Source organism: Priestia megaterium (assembly GCF_046599315.1).
Taxonomy (GTDB): domain Bacteria; phylum Bacillota; class Bacilli; order Bacillales; family Bacillaceae_H; genus Priestia; species Priestia megaterium_F.
In genome coordinates this window covers 95656-116747 of record NZ_JBKIKC010000006.1, presented here as the reverse complement: position 1 = coordinate 116747, position 21092 = coordinate 95656, and the positions used below count along the sequence as shown (strand labels likewise).

Sequence of the window (21092 nt, the reverse complement as noted above, 5' to 3'; positions counted from 1 at the left end):
AGAATGCCCCTATTAGCTACATCTAATAGGGGCCTTTTCCTCATTTCCACCATTCATCAAACATGCTAGCCGGTAACTGACGCTTATGTTCAGTAATACGATAGCGATGCTCAATTTTTTCAGCTGCTTCTTGTGATACTTCTTTTCCTTCTAAATAATCGTCTAGCTCATCATAAGAAATTCCTAGTTCCGTCTCGTCAGCTTGACCAGGACTATTATCTAACAAGTCAGCTGTTGGTACTTTTTCGTACAATCGCTTATCTGCACCTAATTCTTTTAGCAATGCTTTTCCTTGACGTTTTGTTAATCCCGTTAGAGGCAGCACGTCTGCTCCGCCGTCTCCGTATTTTGTAAAAAAGCCTGTTACTGCTTCCGCAGCATGATCGGTTCCGATAACTAAAAGGCCGTTTTCTCCTCCGATTGCATACTGTACAATCATACGTGTACGTGCTTTTACATTTCCTTTATGAAAATCAGACAGCGCTATATCCGTGGCACCTGTAAATGAACTTTCAAATGCTTCCACCGTGTTTTTGATATTAAACGTATACTTTTCATTTGGTTTAATAAATTCTAGCGACGCCTTCGCATCGGCTTCATCATGCTGCGTGCCATGAGGCAAACGAACCGCTACAAATTTTGCTTCATATTCTTCTTTTTGCAGCTCATCGACAGCAATCTGAGCCAATCGTCCTGCCAAGCTAGAGTCTTGCCCTCCGCTTATACCTAATACAAAACCTTTTGCATTTGCTGACTTTAGGTAGTTTTTCAGAAAATCAACGCGGGCACGAATTTCTTGCGCTGGGTCAATTTCAGATTTTACATGTAACTCTTTTCTTATTTTTTCTTGCATATCTGACATGATACATGCTCTCCTTCCATTATATGTAGATTTCTTACTGATACAATCCATGTTTTTTACTATAAAAATAACAGAGATCAGGCATTAAATATCTCGGTTCTCCGCCCCGGGCAAATTCTTGACGAATATAAGTAGAGCTGATTTCCATCGCTAGCCCTTTATCAAGAAGCTGAAACCGTCCGTCATCATAATTTCGAAGCAAAGGAGAATGACTAATAGCTTTCAACATGTCTATTCCCTCTCTTGCCATAATAATAAACTGGTTTTCGCTAATAAGTTCATCTGCTTTCTTCCACTTGCCTTCACCAATATCTTGAAGCAAGTCGGCTCCCATGATAAAAAACAAGTCAGCTTGCGGGAGCAATTTTTTAAAATGCTGCATAGTGTAGTATGTGTAATGATAGCCGGGCAATACGTCTAGCTCATACGTGTCGAGCAAAAATTTTGGGTTGTCTTTGATCGCTAAGCTAACCATATTTACACGATGTTCATCGGATGTCTGCAGCTTTTTATCTGTTCGTTTGTGAGATGAAGGTAAAAAGATAATAGCATCTAACTTCTTTCGATGAGCGACCGTTGAAGCCGTCCAAAGATGAACATTGGTAACCGGATCAAAAGAAGAACCATAAATTCCAATTTTCGCTCCCTTTTCTAAAAGCTTATCTATTTTCTTTTCAGGATTTAGCTGTTGAAAATAAGCAAGCGTATTTGACATGTCCCCAGCTCCCTACTATTTTTTATTTAGGGCTTCCGCGACCTTTTGTTTTACGTACGCAATTTGACGCGTTTTATTTTCCCAACATTTCTCACTTAAATCCACTGGATATTCTTCAGGGTTGCGCGTACGCTTATATTCATCCCAAAGCAGCTCTAAATTATCTTTTACGTACTGCTGAATTTCTTGAAGTTCTTCTGTTTCATAAACAAGCTTTCCGTTTACAAAAATATCATGATGGAGTTCTTTTGCCTCAAAATTTGTGACAAATTTACTGATAAATGTATGAACAGGATGGAACATTTTTAAACGTTCTTCACTTTGAGGATCTTCGTCTTCCATAGTGATGTAGTCCCCTTCAGATTTTCCGTTCAAATTATTAATAATACGATATACTCGTTTCAACCCTGGTGTACTTACCTTTTCAGGATTTGCGCTAATTTTAATCGTATCCATCATCTCGCCATTTTCTCCTTCAATAGAGACGAGTTTATACACTGCTCCAAGCGCCGGCTGGTCATATGCAGTGATTAGCTTAGTACCAATCCCCCACATGTCTATTTGTGCCCCTTGCGATTTTAAATGCATAATCGTATCTTCATCTAAATCATTAGAAGCAACAATTTTTGTCTCTGTAAAACCTGCTTCATCTAACATTTGACGAGCTTTTTTAGACAAATAGGTTAAGTCGCCGCTGTCTAAACGAATTGCCGTAAATTTAATTTTATCGCCTAATTCTTTTGCTACTTTAATGGCATTAGGCACCCCTGATTTTAACGTATCGTACGTGTCAACTAGAAACACACAGTTTTTATGGCGACGAGCATATTTATGAAATGCAATGTATTCGTCTTTATAAGCTTGCACCATCGCATGAGCATGCGTTCCTGCAACTGGAATTCCAAATTTTTTTCCTGCTCGCACGTTAGAAGTAGCACCAAATCCTCCGATATAGGCTGCTCTTGTTCCCCAAATGGCAGCGTCCATTTCTTGAGCACGTCGTGTTCCAAACTCCATTGCCACTTGATCTCCTACTACATGTTTAATTCGCGCTGCTTTCGTCGCAATCAGCGTTTGGTAATTCACAATATTCAAAATGGCTGTTTCTACTAGCTGAGCTTCAATTAATGGCGCTTCTACACGTAGAATTGGTTCATTATGAAACACAAGCTCACCTTCACGCATACATCGAATGGTGCCAGTAAACGTAAGGTCTTTTAAGTAGGCTAAATAGTCTTCTTTAAAACCTAATTCTTCGTGCAAGTACGTTAAATCAGATTCGCTAAATTTAAATGCTTTAATATATTCAATAATTCTTTCTAATCCTGCAAAAACAGCATACCCATTCCCAAAAGGTAGCTTGCGGAAGAAAACTTCAAAAACTGCTTTCTTTTGATGAATATTATCTTCCCAATACGTTTCTCCCATATTAATTTGATATAAATCGGTGTGTAGCATTACGCTGTCATCTGTAAACATATTCATTGATTTCCTCCACTTTTATGTCCTTAAATAATTTCTGCCCCGAGGCAAGATTTAAAATGTTCAAGCGCCCACTTATGACCTTTTTGGTTAAAACTCGCTACAGCTTCTTCACAAATGTAAATAGCAAAGCCTTTATTATAGGCATCTACTGCTGTATGAAGTACACAGATATCCGTGCATACACCTGCTAAGTAGACATCGGTAATTTTTCTTTCTCGCAGTTTAATCTCCAGATCTGTTCCAGCAAATGCGCTGTATCTCGTTTTATTCATCCATTCTACATTTTCCTTTGATTGATACACGTTATATAGATCATTTAACTTTCCGTATAGCTCTCTTCCTGCAGAACCTTCAATATTATGAGACGGAAACAGCGCTGATTCTGGATGTAAAGAATCATTTTCTTTATGAAAATCAATGGCAAACACCACATACTCGCCTTGCTCAATAAATTGACGCGTGATATCGCTTATGGGCGTTTCAATTTTTTGCCCTGGTTCTCCGCACGTCAAAGCTCCGTTTTCAGCTACAAAATCATATGTATAATCGATATTAATCAGTGCTTTTTTCATTATGTTTCCCCCTCATAAATAAAATTAACAGTTAACATATTGTTAATTATTTAAATTAGCATCTTTTCTTTTAATAACGCGCTGTATAGATTGGCTTCATCACATTCATCTCAACAAATCGGTAGAGCTTTGTTGGTTTTTTAGACGTTCTCGTAGTTGTTTTTCCGTCTACTTCTTCGATAAATGGCAGCATTCTTATTTTTCGTGCAAACGCTTGATCACTTTTAATCGCCGCATCATCCGTTACGGTAAGAAGCACAGCCTGCAGCTCAGAATATGTAAACTGAGAAGGTAGAAACTTCTGAGCAATAGTTGTTTGCAATAAATCTTTTTTAATTTCCTTAATTGCATCTCGAATGATGATTTCATGATCAAAAGCTAAAGGCAATGAACAGATTTCATCTATTTTAAATAATTCAACTCGAGCAGCATCATCATTCGCTTTTCGCTTTAGTAAACTATCTTCTGGCACGATTGCATAATGTGCGTTTGTAATCACCCATCCTCTATCGTCTCTGCCGGGTTCATCATAGACACCATAGTGTTTTAAATGAATATCTGTTACGCCCGTTTCTTCTTCTAGCTCTCTTTTAGCTGCTTCAAAAGCTGATTCATCAGGATGGACAAATCCGCCAGGAAGCGCCCACTTTCCTGCTTCGCTGTTTTCCTCTCCCTCTGCGTTAAGCATTGCTCGTTGGATAAGCATTAATTTCAAATTCATTTTAGGTGGTTTGTATGGTTCTTTTTCTTCCGTCACAATCGTAAATACAGCAATATCTGACGTATAACCATAGGGTCTAGGGTATTCTTTTTTGTTCGACATTCATCATTTCTCCTGATCACTCTTTTTACAATTAACAATATGATTAATGTTAATTATATTTGTTTTATGGAAAATGTCAATACTTTTCCCATTAATTATAAAGAGAAGGTAATTTATGTTGTAAATAACGTTATGTTTCGTATTTTTTAGATTTTATATGCATAAAAAGCTGAGTAAAGAGGTTCTAATTCGCCTCTTCCCTCAGCTTTCTTTTTTCCTTTTTATTAACGTGCTGCTAAACCAATCATCATTTTACCGTCTTTAAAATATTCAATTACATAGTCAACAGACGGACAGTAAATAAAGGCTTCTTCTGTAAGATCAGCTGTTTGTTGGAGAAACAGTAACACTTGAGCTAAATCGACACTTACCGCTTTAGTTGCTCGTTTCCAAAATAAAACAACTTGATGTTCTTTTATATTCATCTCTTGAAGCCACTTTTTGATTTCTTCAATATGCCGCGTGGACTTTTTAATTAATACTTTTCTCCAATTAATTTGCATGATTGTTAAAAAAGGAAAGGTGGTTGAAAGTTTTTCGAAGTAAATGCTTGTCTGTCTTTTCGTTAGTAAATCTGCACTGTTACCCAATGTTTGGATATAATGTTCTATTTTTGTCATAATCATCCTCCAGTCAAAATTGGAGTTTGCCAGAATTTTCAGAGACGCTCTCTATGTAACAGATACACTTCTTGCTAAAAATCCTGCTGCTTTCCAACCGTGCTTTTTCTCAACAGTTTTGAAGTTTTATCTTTTAATACAAATTATTCAAAATAATTTGCATATTTTAGTTTACCATAAATCTTAATCTTTGACTGTGATTATGGAAGACCTTATTTATGTTTTATCCAAAGAACGAATTCTATAGATAAAGAAAAACTATAAAAAAGTTGACATTAACATTTATAAAAGTTAATATACTTACTTAAAGTAACTTAATTGCATATAACAAACAAGGTGAAGAAAATGAACTATCAAACGGATGTGTGTATAATAGGAAGCGGACCAGGCGGTGCTCTACTGGCCTATTTATTAGCTAAACAAAATATATCAACTATACTCATAGAGAGATCTGATAAACTCGGAAAAGAATTTCGGGGCGAACATTTAAATGAAGATGGAGAAATGATTCTTAAGAAACACCATATATTTGAAGAAATCGAAAGCTTAGGCCTCCTTCGAATGTCTAGAGTCGAATACTGGAAAGATGGACATATATTTAAAACAATAGAACCTGAGAATGGACATGCAGGAATTCATGTTCCACAGCAGCACCTTCTTCAATCAATAAATAACCAAGCAAGTATCCAGCCCTCCTACAAACTTATGCTAGGCACAAAAGTAACGGAGTTGATAAAAAGTGCCCATGGTCACTATATAGGGATAAAAGCTATACAAAAAGACGGAAAAGATATCACTATTCAAAGCAAACTAATTATTGGTGCGGACGGCCGTCATTCAGCTGTACGCAAGCTTGCACATATAAAAAATGAGATCAAACATCACGGATATGACTTACTTTGGGCGAAAATCCCTACTCCTAAAAAATGGGAACCTACTATTCGCTTTACAGTAGTGAACAATCAGCAAATGGCACTGTTTACGCAGACAGGCGGCTTTATTCAAATAGGATGGAATATAAAAGAAGGGTCCTATACTTCTTTAAAGAAGCAGTCTATACAGCCTTTTCTTGATCAGCTAATTCTGGCATTTCCTCAATTAAAAGAAAGTATTGAGCAGAACCTTCATTCATGGAAAGATTTCATTTTATTGTCTGTATATAGTTCTCACTGTAATACTTGGGTAAAAGATGGATTAGCAATTATAGGAGATGCCGCGCATACCATGACTCCAACCGGTGCATATGGTATGAATGCTGCTATAATGGATGCTGAAGTTCTTTCTCAGATTTTGCCTAAATTAATTTCTCAAGGTTCCTTAGAAGCAGGACAATTAAAAGAATTTGAAAATGCGAGAAGAAAAATAGTAAAAGATTTGCAGGAACAACAAATCGTGGCCGAAGCTTCTTTTTTAGAAAATTTTTCAGCTCCTTTAAAGCTTGAAGGAGAAAGGCTTCCTCTTTTTCAATACACTAACAAGAAGCTACCTCCTTATTGAGCGTAGCTTTATTGTTAATGAACCTCATAATTTATAAGCAGATTGTTCAAATTCCGTTCAACACTTTTATTATTTCTCACTCAGTTTTCCCACTTTTAAATGTTAGTACGTTGATTTCAGGGGGGGCAAAGAGTCGAAAATTCAAAAATGGGATGGGGCCATTGCTTCCTAAGCCTGCACTGACATATTGCTTAATATGTTTGTATTCCCAGAGGCCTTTAACTCGGTCTTGTGGAGGAAACAGACCGCTCTTTTCATACCAAGCTTCCGGAACAAAGAGTGCGCCGAAAAAAGGGATACGAAATTGTCCTCCATGATAATGTCCAGCCATAATCAAATCGTAATACCTAAATGTAACGCTGGGATCTCTAAGAAGAGCATCGATGTGAGAATCAACTACTGGAAAGTGATTCAACCCAATAATAAGATCTGAGGTTTCCTTTTTTGGATAATTTTCGTTCTTTGATAAAAAATTTTCATTGATTTTTGACTTATTCTCTGTTTTTAACGACCACTCAAAATTAACAAACTGGGCATGAACGTTTCCTCGCTTTACTGTATACGTGGAATCAAGCAGCCTAACTCCTTTCTTTTCCATATTTTTAATAAATTCACTTTTTTCAAGATTATCTGAAGAGGTACGATAGCTTTTAGGGTCTGTATTTCCGGGTACAAATAAAGCATGTTGTTTATTTTCAATACCTTCTATTAACGTATAAAACGGCATGGCATTTTTACTATTATTTTTCATCATGTCACCTGTAAAAACAATAGCATCATAAGGAATAGAATTAATAGCGTTTATTAGTCTTTCTTGATTTTCTCCAAATTCTTTTTCGTGTAAATCTGTAATTTGAACAATAGAAAAGCCTTCAAGCTCTTTAGGAAGATGTTCAATTACTACATCTTGCTTAACTATAGTGATTCGTTGATTATCCCAAAATGTATATCCCATCAATACAACAATTAAAAAGAAAGAGGCTGCCATCACTTTTCCTTTCAACTTTCTCACTAGCATCCCCTCCAATGTATGAAGATTAAAAAATAGTACAGGCTTGTAAGTTAAAATCTCCATAAATGCGAACCTTAAGACCATAGAGCTTTTACCACACTATTACATCTTTGCTTATATAAAATAAATAAACTATAAAAGTAAGAATGCTGTCTTGATGTCTCTTTTAACTGAGAAGTTACTTCAAATCTATTCGGTAATAACCAGCTGCGCATTTCACTTAAGCTGTGCCAAATTGAATCATAGCTGAGGAATTGATAATCCATAAAGGTAAAATATTTTTTGATTCCTTTCTTTTCTTGTGCCAATGTTGAAGACATGGAATCCTTAAATTGATTTTCAATAGAACTTAATTCTTTTATATCGTCCAACATGCTGTACTGGCTATACACGATGGACAATGTTCGAACCATCCTTTTATATGTTTGATGACGCTTTGCATCCTTAAAGAGAGTTTTATAGCTTATCTTATCTTTTAAAACATCAATCATTTGAATAATATCTAAAAAATGCTTAGGCGAATCTAAATTATGCCTCCAACCGTGAAGACATATCATATAAAACGCATGATAGTCGGATAAAGCCTTTACAAACTGAAAGCCTTCTAAGCTTACTGCTTTATCCCAAAACTCTTGAATGTTGAAATTAGCGGTTTTTTCCTTTAATATATCCCAATGAATTTCCACTGTAAATGGGATAGCAGATCCAGGAATTTCTTTACTAAAACTGCTGTGAAAGTGAGAAGGAATAAATTCTTCTTCAATTTCAAAATTCATGGATTTTACTGCTTCTGTTGCTTTATTGATATCTTTCCTTTTAACTAAGATATCGATATCTGAAGTCCCTCTAGCACCTATGTGACCAAAATACTTTTCAGCAAAGTAAACTCCTTTAAGAGGTATTACTTCTATCTGTTCTTCTTCAAATTTCCGAATAATATGATCCGTTTGATTTTTAATAAATAAATTTTGATATAATGTTTCTTGATATTTTTGCCTAAGTCTTGTTTGAAAAAATAAAGGAGTGTTTCCTAGCTTTCCTTTTTCTTTCAATAAGGAGTAGACTTGTGGCGAAATGAAATATAATTCAACCTCTTGTATCACTTCATGATAAAAATCAGCATGACTTGGTAGATCGGCGTTAGAATCGTAAAGGTATGTTATGAGTTTATCGAGCAAAGCACTTCTTCCTTCCTATTATTTAGCTTTCAGCATGATTGGCTTCTGTTCACTGATTTCTTGTGCTTTATTTAATCTGCCGTACATTCCCCTTTGTCTCATTAACTCTTCATGGGTGCCTTTTTGGACAACTTCTCCTTTATCCATCACCACAATGAGATCTGCATGTTGAATTGTAGACAAACGATGCGCAATTATGATAGTTGTACGATTTACCATTAAGCGGTCCAATGCTTCTTTTACCAAATGTTCCGTTTCACTGTCCAGTGCTGAAGTAGCTTCGTCTAATAGAAGAATAGGCGCATCTTTTAAAATGGCTCTTGCAATAGCTAATCGCTGTCTTTGTCCTCCTGACAGCTTAGCTCCTCTTTCTCCGACTTCTGTGTCATAGCCGTTAGGCAGCGTCATGATGTGATCATGAATATTTGCATAAGCAGCGGCTTTAATCATTTCTTCTTCCGTAGCCAAGGGTCTTGCTATCATTAAATTATCTTTTATCGTACCGCTAAAAAGAAATGTCTCTTGAGGAACGTACGCAATTGAACTTCTTAGTTCTGAAATGGTTAATTCGTCAATTGAACGCCCATCGATAGCAATAGTGCCAAATTGAGGTTCATAAAAATGTTGAAGCAAATTAAAGAGCGTTGATTTTCCGGCGCCGCTTGGGCCAACTAGCGCTACTGCTTTGCCAGCAGGAATATATAGATTAAAATCTTTGAATACAGTCGTGTTCTCATCATAACTAAATGTGAGATTTCTAACCTGTATATCCTTTTGAACAAGCATTGCGGAAGTATAGTGAGGCAGCACCTTTGCTTGAGTCGGGTAATTCAACAGTTTAGTAATTCTTTCCAACGCCGAAACAGACCGCTGATAGCCAGCCCACTGTCCAGCTAGTCCTGTCAATGGAGAAATCAATTGGTTCACAAGATTGATAAATGTTAATAATGCACCAATCGTAATAATTTTATCTGTTACAAAAAAAGCACCTATAATTAAGCTAATAAGAAACGCAATGGCTCCAACTGCCTCGCTTCCGGCATAAAACCAGCCTCTTAACTTTGCCTCTCTCATTTCCAATGAATAAAGCCGTTCATTCTTTTGTCTATAATCTCTATAAAACAGCTTTTCTAATGTAAAAGATCGAATCACAGTAAAGCCGTGAAACGTATCATTCAGCTTTTTAATAATATTGCTAATTAATTCATTCATGACGCGGCTATTATTTCGAAGTAAAATCCCGAATATAGCTCCACCAGCAATCGCAATAGGAGATACGAGGACAATTAATAACGATAATTTCCAATTAATTTGAACTAAATAGATAAATGCAGCGATAGAAATGATTGGAAACCTAACTAGATTGATTAAACCTCGTCCAATTACACCTTCGACATTATGTATATCGTTAGTGAAATGAGACAACAATTCGCCGGAATGTAAATTTGAGACGTCTCGTTCTCGTAAAAGTAAAATGTGTTTATATAAATCCAAATTTAAGTCTCGCTTGACGGCATTGACCGCAATCGTTTCAAGATATGTATCAATAAAATTAGCTGTAATACTTGTTACTGACAACCCTACACCGATAGCGACTAGCCACTTAAGCCGTTCAAAATTACCATGAACAGCCGCATCGGTAATGTTTCCAATAAACCATGCAGATATTAAAGTAAGAGTAATTTCAACAAATAACAAAACAAACAGACCAACATAAGTACCTTTATGCTTCATTACATATGGCCAGAGCCACTGAACAATGTTTTTTGTCTCTTTGATAGAAATATACTCGCGGATGTCGAATTGCTTTATCGCTTTTAAACTAACCATGACGACATCCTCCTTTCAATCTGTTTTTTTCCATTCTTGATAGTTTATATACTTTCGTAATAGCACTGATAGAATAGGAAAAGCAAGAATAAGCTTTCCCCATAAAACAGCAGCTACATTTTTTTCTTGAATAGTAACTGATTTTTTTTGAATAGCAACAAGCTTTCCTATGATCTTTTCTCCCGTAATAAGAGCATCCAGCCCATAGTTCGTATCACCTTTGAAAATATAACATTCTTCTTCTTGAACATAAGCACAGTTTAAAAATCGATGAGCAATAAGTTTATTAGCTGGACTTTCGAATAAAACAATGTCTCCTCTTCTTAACGGAGAATGCTTTATTGAAGTAAACCGGCAAATATCTCCTTGTTTAATAAGAGGATACATACTCGTTCCTTCAGCGGGAAGTTCAAGCGATCCATTTCGATCAATCAAAGCTTTTAATATATGCCCTTGCTTATCATTAGCTTGCATACTGTTCAACAAGGCCGCAATCAATTAACTGATTTAAAAAATGCCGTATATCTGCTTCAATTAATTCAGCTTCTGTACTATAATGAGTTGCAACAGCTTCAATAATTTCAGCAAGCTTTTTTTTATTTTCTATTACCTTCCAACAGTAGCCTCCTACTTCGTTTAAAGTGGTTACTGTGTATGCATGCGAATTTAAAATCACCCACTCTGAATCTATTTCCATTACTTCATATTCGCCTTTTTGAATATAACTTGTCACGATGACATCAACTCCCAAAATGTATTATTTTTTTGAAAATGAAGCTCATACACAGGCACTTGTTTAACTAACAATTGTAACAAGCTCATTATTTTTTTCGTTTCTTCAGGTTTATAAGACCAGTAAAATACTTTATCTATCAGCTTCATCCACGCTTCTATTCTCTTTACCTCTATCCGCTGATTAGATAATGCCTGATGTAATAGCTGAATGCTTTTTAAAGATGTGGTTTTTTCACTTCCCTTGGCTTTTAACTCACTTCGAAATGGCGAGTTAAAAGCTATGACACTCTCTTCTGTAATTTTTAAAATGGTAGCTTCATCAGAAAGAAGTTCCCTTGGCATTGAGAGCTTTGCCGCAGTCGACTTTCCGGCTCCTGAATGCCCTGTAAATATATGCGCCTTATCATTGTTAATAACGCACGATGAATGAAGGAGAATCCCCCAGTTATGATGAACAATAAACGAGCTGTATAAATTCATAAGAGCATGTTTTAAAGCTAAGCCATCGTGGATAGCTACGTTAGCCCATTGATACTCTGAATCTACTTCAATTAAATAGTCTGCTCTTTTAAAAGTAATTGTATTGAGTTTCTCTTCTATAGCGACTTCATAATCTTTAAAAGAAACACCATAGTCATTTGTGATTGTGACCGTAATATCCGGCCGGTTTCCCGCTATACTAACACATGAAAAATATTGATTAATTATTTTCCATACATCATCAAATTCTGTTTCAATATCAATATAGTGATCCCCTATTTTTGTATGCAGCGTCTTCATTATTCGTCTCCTCAATCAATTTCTCTTAAAACAGCAGTCAATGGAAAACCATTGACTTTCTGCTTTATATATTGCTGTATTAAGTAAATAAAATAGCTGAAAAAAGTATTTTATTTACTTTTCCCATTTCCATTTCCTGGGGCACCTGCACCTCCTGGAGTAGGATTTGGATTAGTAGATGGCCAGTTAGAACCACCGTTTCCTGTTCCAGGATGATCTAGGTTCCCTTTCCCTGGATTCCAGCTTTGAGCTGTTTCAAAACGGATTGGCTGATGATTTAAAACTTCTGGAGCGCTATAGGTCTTCTCGTGCATATGATCACCTCCTTTAAGTTTGTTCTTTATTAAGAACTTTAAATCAAAAAATTTAAACTATTGCTGTCTTGTCTCACTTGTGGTGTGGATCTAGTCGTTATTCAGGAATCTTCTACTGAACAGCTTCCATTTGCTTTCCTAGCAATTTACTAAACGTATTACTCTTTTCTTCAGCGAGCTGAGTAAAACCGCCCTGTTGAATAATCTTGCCCTGCTCTAGCACAATAACCTGGTCAGCATTGCGAATCGTAGACAAACGATGAGCAATGACAATAATCGTCATCTTTCCTTTTAATCGTTCTAATGCTTCTTGAATTTTTGCTTCATTTTCTGTGTCAAGCGCGCTCGTTGCTTCGTCCAAGACGAGAATAGATGGATTGCGCAAAATAGCGCGGGCTAACACAAGCCGCTGCCTTTCTCCGCCCGAAAGCTTGATTCCCCGGTCTCCGATTAATGAATCAAGACCTTGCGGGAGCCTTCTTACAAATTCCCCAGCAGATGAAAACTCCAGCGCTTCCCACATTTGCTGTTCGCTTGCGTTGGGTTCCACCAATAATAAATTTTCTCTTATACTCGCATTAAACAAAAAAGGATCTTGCGGAACATAGCTAATAGCCCGTCTTAATGATAATAAATTATCTTTCGATAACGGAATTCCATCAATTAAAACCTGTCCTTTTTCAGGCTGATTAAGTCCCATCAACAAATCTATCAGCGTGCTTTTCCCCGCGCCGGACCGACCTACAAAAGCTGTCATTTGATTAGAAGGAATGATCAAATTAATATGTTGTAAAGCGTAAGATGCATCTTGATTATAGCGAAAATAAACGTTGCGGCACTCGATGTCTTTTACAAATTGAATCGGTTGAATACGCTGATTAGCTCCTTTTTCAAACTCTTTTGCATTTCTGCATTCATCTTGCAAAGCTTTCACAGCTTTAAATGCTGGAAGAGTTGTCGCTATTTGTTCCATAGAAGCTTGAATACCGGCGACTTTTGGCCATAATCTTGAAAAAATAAGAATGATAAGCATTAATTGGCTTGCTTCAGCATGAAACAACTTCACTGCAGCATATATAAAAGCAGCAACTAGTACAGCAGATGAGATTTTATAATAAGATTGTGAGGTTGTTTTCAGTTTTGTATGTTCAACTTGTTCATCCTGCATACCTTTGGTTATTGATCGGTACCAGTCCATTCTGCTTTCTTCTAATGTGTTGCTTTTAATGTCTTTAATCCCGTTTATCTGATCTGTTAGGCCCGCAAAATAATTCTTTCCTAATTCAACATTTCTTTTTCCTAGTGCCAATGATCTTTTAAGAAATGTACGATTTAAAAAGATAATGACTAAACCACAGATTAATACGAAAAGTGTTATATTAGGTGAAAGCCAGAAAGCTATGCCAATTTGTATGAACGTAAAAACTAGGGAAGCCATAAATTGCAAAAACGAGTTTGTTCCTACACTAACGCGTGCAATTTCTACAGTTAACAAATTAATGAGATCGGATTTTCTTTTTTTAACAAAAAGATTCCAATTCGAATGAAGCAAGGCATCATAGGTTTCTAAACGAATATATCGAAAAAACTCCTGCTGAATGATCATATTTTTAATCGTTACCCGCCGCTGCAGTAAATTTTGACCGATTACCAGCAAAACATATATACCTAATACCACAGGTAAACCTAGCATACTGGGAAAGTTCTGTAGAAATACAAACATGTTTGAGATAGATGTTGATGTTCCTCCCGCGTCCAAACTCGCAATGCCACTTATACTGATCATAGGAACTAATAATAAAATTCCAATGCCTTCAAGTAAACTAATAAAAACCATCATCAAGAGATTTATATAGAGAATATTTCCAGAATAAGCGTGGATCTGCTTTAAAAAGTAAAAGAGATGTTTCATGAGTGTCCCCCCTAGGATAAGGCACGTTTCCTTGTCTTTCTCCACACCCATAAGAGGGGACGCAATGGAAAATACAAGAAATGTAGTTTTTTTGGTAGCGGTAATGTATCGGCATCTTCAGGGTAAGGATGAAAAAAGCTCATAATAAAGAAAAGCTTTTGCTCAACTGACATTAATGAAAATAAATGACGTTTATGGTACTCAGACACTTCTTCAGGTACTGGATCAGTATGTAAATTAACCATATTTTCAAGGTAAAATATTGCCTCTTGAGCCAACTCTTTTGATCGTTTATCCACTAATAAAGGCTTTATTTCTTCTACAATCTGCGTATTTAATAGCTGTGAAGCCAAAATGACAGCTTGCCCTCCTACATGAGGATTATGATAGGTTTTAAATAAATTATAAAGCTTTATCCAATCAACCCTTTGTCTCATAAGTTGTCGAATATCAACCAACCACCGGAGACGTGACCATCCATGACGTGCTCCATGAGAGACAAGAAATAAAAACAAATCTTCTGTCCCTAGCAAATAAACAGGATAACTTGTAAGTTCACTTTTACTTTTTCTTTCCCATAATTCATTAAAACTTGGCTCTTTCCCCGGTCCAGGATGTAACCGCCAATGAATTTCAAGTTTCATTTTTGTCCGGGGATGAATATAGGTCACATGATGATGTCTCCACCGCCAATCATTTAATACAGTTTCAATATAGTCATCTTTTTCATAACCAAGTGCCAGCAACAGTTCTTCTGCTTTCTCAAGTTTCTCGATTGGAATGAGAATATCTAAATCACTAGAAGTACGAAGGGAAAGATCTCCGTACAGATCCTGAGCTAAAACAGGTCCCTTCAAAAAAACCGTACGTATATTCTGTTCAGAAAAGAGCTTACTCACACGTTCCATCTCCGCACTTAAACGAAGCATTTGAAAAGTATTCTTTTTATATTGGTGATTCAAGAATTGAAACACATAAGCTGGAACTAAACTTTCATCTAACATTTTGATTTTGAAGTTCAATAGAGGATATACACGGTGATGTATTGTAAGCTTTATAAAAAAGTTCCAATCAATGTCCCTGCATAATGATTCTTGATGTTTTTGTACGTATTGGTGATTCCCTTCTTTCATTAATTCAAGAATTAATCTTAACTCTTTAGGGATACGCACTACGTTGAGAGTGTTATCCATAATTTTCTCCTTTGGCTTTTTTAGCGCTAATTTCTTTCGCAAATTTAGCGATAACCGCAAATTTCCCCTTACCTTCTGCACCGGAAATGTAGAACGAGCCGCTGCGCAACCAAGCATGCGCAATGAACTTTCCATGTTCATCTTTGGCAGTACCTAAGTAAAGAGTACTTTCAATTTCACGCTTTTCCAACATTTTCATTCCCGCAATTGCTTTAACGAGACATTGGCTTTCCCAAAAAGTATAACGGCTCATAATATGAATAGCTTGAGAGACATTTTTTAAAACGTGCTGATTTGATGAATCAGAAATTAAAGTCGTTTCTTTCATGTGTTTCCCTAACGAAGGGGCTATCTTGGAAAAGGGTAACGTTTTAAGAAAACGTGCCCACCCTAAATAAATAAAAGCTTCGACAAGCAGCCATTTTGTTGTCGTGTTCAATGCAAAAAATGCTCCTACTTTCTTTAAAATGTTCATTGTTTCCTCCTAAATCTAGAAAAGCATAAAACTATGAATTAATCTTATCTTCAACCTTAATTAAGCCTTCTTTTAACAATAGGCTCAAAAAGGAAATAACTTGCTCCTTACATACATTCAGTTCTACATCGTACTCAGCCATTAATGTATGGATTAATTCTAGAATAGAAAGAGGTTCTTTGATTTTCTCCCATATTTGACCGCCAAGTTCACCTAAATTATAATATTTTCCATTATCAATACTTAACATTACTTTTTCTCCATCCATATCACTTACAATGTTTCCTGCTTCTTGACTAACTAATTGATTTATTGAAATATATTCATTTTTAACCATTTACTTTCTCTCCCTTTTTTAATGTTAATGTAGTTAAAATTAAGCCTGTTAAATCGCGAGCAGTAAAACTGGATGCTGGTCGGCGCAATTGATAAAGATCAATTTTGCTGACAATTCTTGCCGAAGTATTAAAATGCCATTCCATTAACCCTAACCTATCAATTAGGAAACTACGGTAAGTATGGTTAAGCAACATATGTAATCGCTCTAAATTTTCAATAGGTTGGATCTCAATTTCATGGTCGTCTGTTTTCACTAATTCGAAAACACCTGCAAGAGGTAGTATTTTCTCAGCAAACTGATTCTTAACTGGAACAGTGAACTTGGTTTCCCTATTAAAGATTGGACTATAGTCCTTTGATTCCATTCCAAATTGATTTAAGCTTTCTAACCATAGTTTTTGTTGAGGATAAGCTGGTGCTACAACAGGAATATTCTCTTCATTAAAAGTTACTGGTATAACATCATCACTAAGAAGTTGATATCCCTTCTTTAAAAAAGCAGAAGCAAGAGTCGATTTTCCCGCACCAGAATCACCTACTATTGCATACGCCTTTCCATCTATGGCTATAGCGCTACCGTGCAAGGGAAGAATTTTTCTTTGCATCAATAATGCTCCCATACAACTGCCGAGGATATAAAGTCTGATTTGATCTTCGCTAGAACCCTCCAAAGGTGAAACGATTACCTTGTTTCCTTCCTCAACCAAATAAATAGCAATGTTAGGAACCTTAAATATGCATAGCTGCTCTTTTACAACTACATACTTATTAGAACCAGACACTTCTGACCATAATGTTGTTAAATCAGCTAATTTAATTACAACTTCTGCTGCCCCCTCAGATACACTCATTTCAAGTAATTCTGGTAAAGGAATTTCGCTGCTTATATTTAATCCAAACCCTTTATAAACAATTTTATTTAAGGTATCTTTCATCTAATATGTCTCCCTGTTTGTTATATATTAGTAAAATTAATTGACAAACTGGCTCTGTCTTTTTTTAGAATGGTTCATCCAAATTATTAATGATTTTAACACCGAAAAAAATCAAGAATTTTCTCATTGTTTTTTCATAATATCTTTAAAATATATTGGTTATAAAATAATAATCCCAATATACGAGTTCACTATAAAGAACAAATAACATAAAAAAATTTAGGATTTTTAATCAATATTAACTAAGTAATTTACAGTTTGATTATTTTATTCTTTATAAAGAACAACTTATAACTCAAATTATCATCTTTTTTCTATAGTGTCAATCACATAGAGTTATTTATTTACTTTTTCTTAAAAGGTAAGCATAAACTGGCGTCTATTGAATATCTTTCTTATAATAAATAAGCAATCATACTAAATATCTTATAATGAATTTTAAAGTCAAGAATATACTAATTATTTTATTCTTTTTAAAATAAACGTAAAATATAAAATAATGATGTGAAAAAACTTAGTGTAGGAGATTAAACATTTAGAGGATGCCTATCTGAATAAAAATCTTTGTTGAATTCTTTTAAGATTAAAAGAAATTAGGGAACTATGAAAGCCCCCTAACTTTAAGTTACCCGTTACGCAATAAATAAAAAGGATAGTATTCAAAATGAAACTAAAACCTCTTATACTTACTATTTTATAAGAAATTCAATCAATTAGCTGTGGTGAACCATTTCATCCACATCCGGTTGAACAGCATCAGGAATTTTAATTCCCGGTCCTGCCATTGTCATGTTAACATCAAGCACTTCTAATACTGGCGTTTTCCACTCTTTTTTCATGTTGTCACCCCCTTTCAAGCGAAATTTTTAATAAAACGATAAAAGATTAAGCTGCGCATTAACAATCTAAAATCTAAATCATACACATGCTCAGGCCGCGGTTTATCTCCAAGTTTTTCAATCGCTTCCCTAATGGATTTTAAGTTTAAGAACTCTGTAACATTTGGATCGGCGATTAACTGTTGAAGTTCTTTCATAAAATTTCCCCAGGACGGAATCATGCGGTGAATCCCATCTGCTCCTTGCACGCCTCGAGTCCGCTGGTTCAATCTGATATTATCAGGAAGCAAATTTTTTGTAGATCTTCGTATAAGAGATCTGGCTATGCCATCTTGAACATACTGTTCTTCTGGTACTGATAAGCAAAATTGAATAACCCTTAAATCGTTTGTTGGATCACGATCCCACACTGAATAACGTAAGGATAGTTTCGATCCGTATGTACCGGTAATATTCCAATAATACAGTTGCTCAAACTGCTTCTTTTTCACTTCGTATGCATTTGTGATAGAGTTTCCCGTTAAATCGATATCATGTTGTTTAAGTTTTTCAAACACATTCCATTTTTTCGCAAATTCAGAGTTGATCATCAAAGGGAATTGACTATCATTTCTTGAGAAAGCTGATTGATTCAGCAAAGGAAACGCCTTTTTACGCACTGCTGAGAAAACACGAGATCTTTTAACGCCTAGGTTTTTACTGTACAAATCTACTTCACGATAAAACCGTATCAATTTTAGCTTTTTCAAAAGCATAGCCTGATAGTCTATTGCATGCCCCCACGACACAGTCCAGTTTCCTCTTTGTCCGTTTAAAAGTACTCTAACTCCTTGCTTATGTGCTTCTTCATAAATCCCTTTTAGCCAAAATGTATTTTCAAAAAATTTATAAGGCATTTCCAGCACATCAAGCCAATCATCAACTTCCGTTAGTGGACTTCTTCCTTCAAAATCATAATAGCGATCATTAATATTTCCTACATATTGAACCGTGGATTCAATCAATGGTTTTTCGTTTGCTACTCTGCTTTTAGGCGTCCAATCTACAAAATTCTTTACTGGAATATAACTGAATGTATGTAATTGCTTATTTTCTCTCTTTAAAGAATTCGCGGCAAAGCTAGCAACAGAACCCGAATCCAACCCTCCACTTAAATGGGCACCTACTTGATGGTGAGTACGCAACCGTGCTGTAACTGCACTTTGAAAAACATCACGAAATGCTTCTTCATATTCTTCATTTGTCTTTAGCTTTAGTCGCTGTCCTGCTTTTAAAGTGCTGTATCTTGAAAGCCTTACTTTTCCATCATAAACAGAAATGCTATGTGACGGAGGAATTTGCTGAATGTCTTTGTAAACAGTTGAATCAGTGTCTACTGATTCAAAGTTCCACGGTATAGCTAAAAATTCTGCAAGCCATTGTTCATTTAACTGATTTGTTATATATGGCAATTTAAATAACGGCTGCGTAATTGTACAAAATGCAAAATGCTGCTGGCTGTGATAGAAATATAAAGTTCTTGCTCCGGAAAAATCTCTAGCCCCAAAAAACTTTTTCCTCTTTTCATCCCAAATCATGAATGTAAAATCGCCTACTAAATACTTTGGTGTTTCTTCTTCCCATTTTTGGTATGCAAGTAAGATCAAATGGCTATCCGGCATCGTTTTTCTTTGGGATCGTTCAACCTGTAGTTGCTCAAACAATTCATCACGATTATCAATAATAGCATCTGCTGTGATAGTTAACTGTCTATCATAATCATAATAAGGAAGTTGTTCTCTAATAGATTCTGGTGTGATCCACTGTGCATGGCAACCCAGAAACACATTTTCTTTATGCCATATTTGAATATCATCAGCTGGGTAATGCTTTAAGACCTCCATAATCCCTTTACAATATTCTAAAGGTACAGGTTCATTATTAGAATGATAGATGCCAGCAATTACACTCATTGTTTTTCTCTCCGATTCAAAAAATTTAAGTTTAACATATTTAAAATAAAGCATATTCTTTCGTTCTTTATAAAGAACCAAATAGTTGTAGAAAACTATATACTTAACTTTAGTTAAGAATAACTGCTTAAAAATTAAGTTTAGAATCTCAAATTTTTATTTTTAAAGTATGGGTGGAAACAGTATTGTTCTACATAAAGAACAATACTATATTTTCATTAGGAATACAACACTAAATTTATTTTCCTTACTTGTAATTATTTTCTCAACAATAAAATAATAATGATAATGCTTTTACAGAGCAGCTCATAAATATCTAGTTGACTTAAACATGCCAGACAGAGTGAATATTTTTGTTATGAATAGTTCTTAGCTAAATCCCTAAATAAATAGATTTTAACGGTAGACATGTCCGTATAAAACAAAAAAATCATCAATCACTAAAAATGCTTATTAAATTTTACCATTCCAGCATACTTATAAAAAATAAAGCAATATGGTATTTTTAAAATGATTCTTTATAGGGTAGATTACACCTTAACGCAAACCCTTATAGAGAAAATTCATTAATATCAAGCAATCTGATGAGGTTTAAAAGATAAGTCTTTACTAAAAAATTCATTTCCATTTTTAAATGAATTTAAAGTTATAATTTTAAAATACCTTGTACTTAATAAAATGCTAAAATTACAATCTTTCATTTATATATGTAACTTATTAAAAAATTTAAATCTCAAAAGAATAGTTATGTAAAAAAAATTTCCCGGTTAAAGCATTACTGTTTCGCAATGTTAATTGTTCCTTTATTTAGAACTGTATACTTCAGTATCTGTATGTTTTTTTGTCCCTGATGGTTTAACCGTAGTTCTTGTAGCTAGTTTCCTTCCAAACTTCGTAAAAGGAACTTCTATCAAACGCCATGCTAGATAAGAAACTGTAATACTTAAAATAAAAGCAATTAGACAACTTATCCCTAAAGCAAGTATTCCATTAAAATAGAGATTTCTTCATTAGTAACAATCCT

21 protein-coding genes are annotated in these 21092 nt (G+C 35.2%); 1 reads left to right on the top strand and 20 read right to left on the bottom strand.

Features of this window, described 5'->3' with window-relative positions; all coding sequences use genetic code 11:
* Window positions 1-40: 40 nt before the first annotated feature.
* From nadE to ACLHDF_RS18460, 6 genes are all read right to left on the bottom strand, one after another.
* Window positions 41-862, bottom strand: coding sequence for an ammonia-dependent NAD(+) synthetase (nadE, locus tag ACLHDF_RS18485; protein WP_413920158.1), 822 nt, complete (start codon window positions 860-862; stop codon window positions 41-43).
* 34 nt (window positions 863-896) lie between these two features.
* Window positions 897-1577, bottom strand: coding sequence for a nicotinate (nicotinamide) nucleotide adenylyltransferase (gene nadD, locus ACLHDF_RS18480; protein ID WP_413920157.1), 681 nt, complete (start codon window positions 1575-1577; stop codon window positions 897-899).
* Between the two features lie 15 nt (window positions 1578-1592).
* The gene (locus tag ACLHDF_RS18475; RefSeq protein WP_413920156.1) at window positions 1593-3062 is read right to left on the bottom strand and encodes a nicotinate phosphoribosyltransferase; all 1470 of its coding nucleotides are present in this window, start codon (window positions 3060-3062) and stop codon (window positions 1593-1595) included.
* A gap of 23 nt (window positions 3063-3085) precedes the next feature.
* On the bottom strand, window positions 3086-3634 hold the full coding sequence (locus ACLHDF_RS18470; RefSeq protein WP_413920155.1) for a cysteine hydrolase family protein: 549 nt from the start codon (window positions 3632-3634) through the stop codon (window positions 3086-3088).
* Window positions 3635-3704: 70 nt separating this feature from the next.
* Complete coding sequence (locus ACLHDF_RS18465; protein WP_413920154.1) at window positions 3705-4457, bottom strand: NUDIX domain-containing protein; 753 nt, start codon at window positions 4455-4457, stop codon at window positions 3705-3707.
* Window positions 4458-4681: 224 nt separating this feature from the next.
* Window positions 4682-5077, bottom strand: a complete 396-nt coding sequence (locus ACLHDF_RS18460) for a hypothetical protein (protein ID WP_413920153.1) — start codon at window positions 5075-5077, stop codon at window positions 4682-4684.
* 345 nt (window positions 5078-5422) lie between these two features.
* Here ACLHDF_RS18460 and ACLHDF_RS18455 point away from each other — a divergent pair, with 345 nt between their 5' ends.
* Entirely contained in the window at window positions 5423-6574 is a 1152-nt protein-coding gene (locus ACLHDF_RS18455) for an FAD-dependent monooxygenase (RefSeq protein ID WP_413920152.1), read from the top strand.
* Between the two features lie 76 nt (window positions 6575-6650).
* On the opposite strand, the gene ACLHDF_RS18450 is transcribed toward ACLHDF_RS18455, so the two are convergent.
* From ACLHDF_RS18450 to ACLHDF_RS18385, 14 genes are all read right to left on the bottom strand, one after another.
* Window positions 6651-7586, bottom strand: coding sequence for a metallophosphoesterase (locus tag ACLHDF_RS18450; protein WP_413920151.1), 936 nt, complete (start codon window positions 7584-7586; stop codon window positions 6651-6653).
* A 74-nt stretch (window positions 7587-7660) separates the two neighbouring features.
* Complete coding sequence (locus ACLHDF_RS18445; RefSeq protein ID WP_413920150.1) at window positions 7661-8764, bottom strand: nucleotidyltransferase family protein; 1104 nt, start codon at window positions 8762-8764, stop codon at window positions 7661-7663.
* An 18-nt stretch (window positions 8765-8782) separates the two neighbouring features.
* Window positions 8783-10594 carry an ABC transporter ATP-binding protein gene (locus ACLHDF_RS18440; protein ID WP_413920149.1) on the bottom strand — a complete coding sequence of 604 codons (1812 nt, stop codon included), beginning with the start codon at window positions 10592-10594 and terminating at the stop codon, window positions 8783-8785.
* A gap of 15 nt (window positions 10595-10609) precedes the next feature.
* Window positions 10610-11068, bottom strand: a complete 459-nt coding sequence (locus ACLHDF_RS18435) for a signal peptidase I (protein WP_413920290.1) — start codon at window positions 11066-11068, stop codon at window positions 10610-10612.
* Entirely contained in the window at window positions 11058-11327 is a 270-nt protein-coding gene (locus tag ACLHDF_RS18430; protein WP_413920148.1) for a PqqD family protein, read from the bottom strand. The genes ACLHDF_RS18435 and ACLHDF_RS18430 overlap by 11 nt, the downstream gene beginning before the upstream one ends.
* Window positions 11324-12109, bottom strand: a complete 786-nt coding sequence (locus ACLHDF_RS18425) for a hypothetical protein (RefSeq protein ID WP_413920147.1) — start codon at window positions 12107-12109, stop codon at window positions 11324-11326. The genes ACLHDF_RS18430 and ACLHDF_RS18425 overlap by 4 nt, the downstream gene beginning before the upstream one ends.
* Window positions 12110-12219: 110 nt before the next feature.
* Window positions 12220-12423: a hypothetical protein gene (locus ACLHDF_RS18420; RefSeq protein ID WP_318618555.1), complete on the bottom strand. Its 204-nt coding sequence runs from the start codon at window positions 12421-12423 to the stop codon at window positions 12220-12222.
* Between the two features lie 112 nt (window positions 12424-12535).
* Entirely contained in the window at window positions 12536-14335 is a 1800-nt protein-coding gene (locus tag ACLHDF_RS18415; RefSeq protein ID WP_413920146.1) for an ABC transporter ATP-binding protein, read from the bottom strand.
* Window positions 14336-14346: 11 nt separating this feature from the next.
* The gene (locus tag ACLHDF_RS18410) at window positions 14347-15528 is read right to left on the bottom strand and encodes a nucleotidyltransferase family protein (RefSeq protein ID WP_413920145.1); all 1182 of its coding nucleotides are present in this window, start codon (window positions 15526-15528) and stop codon (window positions 14347-14349) included.
* On the bottom strand, window positions 15521-16003 hold the full coding sequence (locus ACLHDF_RS18405; protein ID WP_318618552.1) for a lasso peptide biosynthesis B2 protein: 483 nt from the start codon (window positions 16001-16003) through the stop codon (window positions 15521-15523). The genes ACLHDF_RS18410 and ACLHDF_RS18405 overlap by 8 nt, the downstream gene beginning before the upstream one ends.
* Window positions 16004-16034: 31 nt before the next feature.
* Window positions 16035-16340 carry a lasso peptide biosynthesis PqqD family chaperone gene (locus tag ACLHDF_RS18400; protein ID WP_413920144.1) on the bottom strand — a complete coding sequence of 102 codons (306 nt, stop codon included), beginning with the start codon at window positions 16338-16340 and terminating at the stop codon, window positions 16035-16037.
* Window positions 16333-17277: an aldolase gene (locus ACLHDF_RS18395; protein ID WP_413920143.1), complete on the bottom strand. Its 945-nt coding sequence runs from the start codon at window positions 17275-17277 to the stop codon at window positions 16333-16335. The genes ACLHDF_RS18400 and ACLHDF_RS18395 overlap by 8 nt, the downstream gene beginning before the upstream one ends.
* Window positions 17278-17990: 713 nt before the next feature.
* On the bottom strand, window positions 17991-18116 hold the full coding sequence (locus ACLHDF_RS18390) for a paeninodin family lasso peptide (protein ID WP_318618549.1): 126 nt from the start codon (window positions 18114-18116) through the stop codon (window positions 17991-17993).
* A 14-nt stretch (window positions 18117-18130) separates the two neighbouring features.
* A complete protein-coding gene (locus tag ACLHDF_RS18385) occupies window positions 18131-20068 on the bottom strand; it encodes a lasso peptide isopeptide bond-forming cyclase (protein ID WP_413920142.1) in 1938 nt (645 codons plus the stop codon).
* Window positions 20069-21092: the final 1024 nt, after the last annotated feature.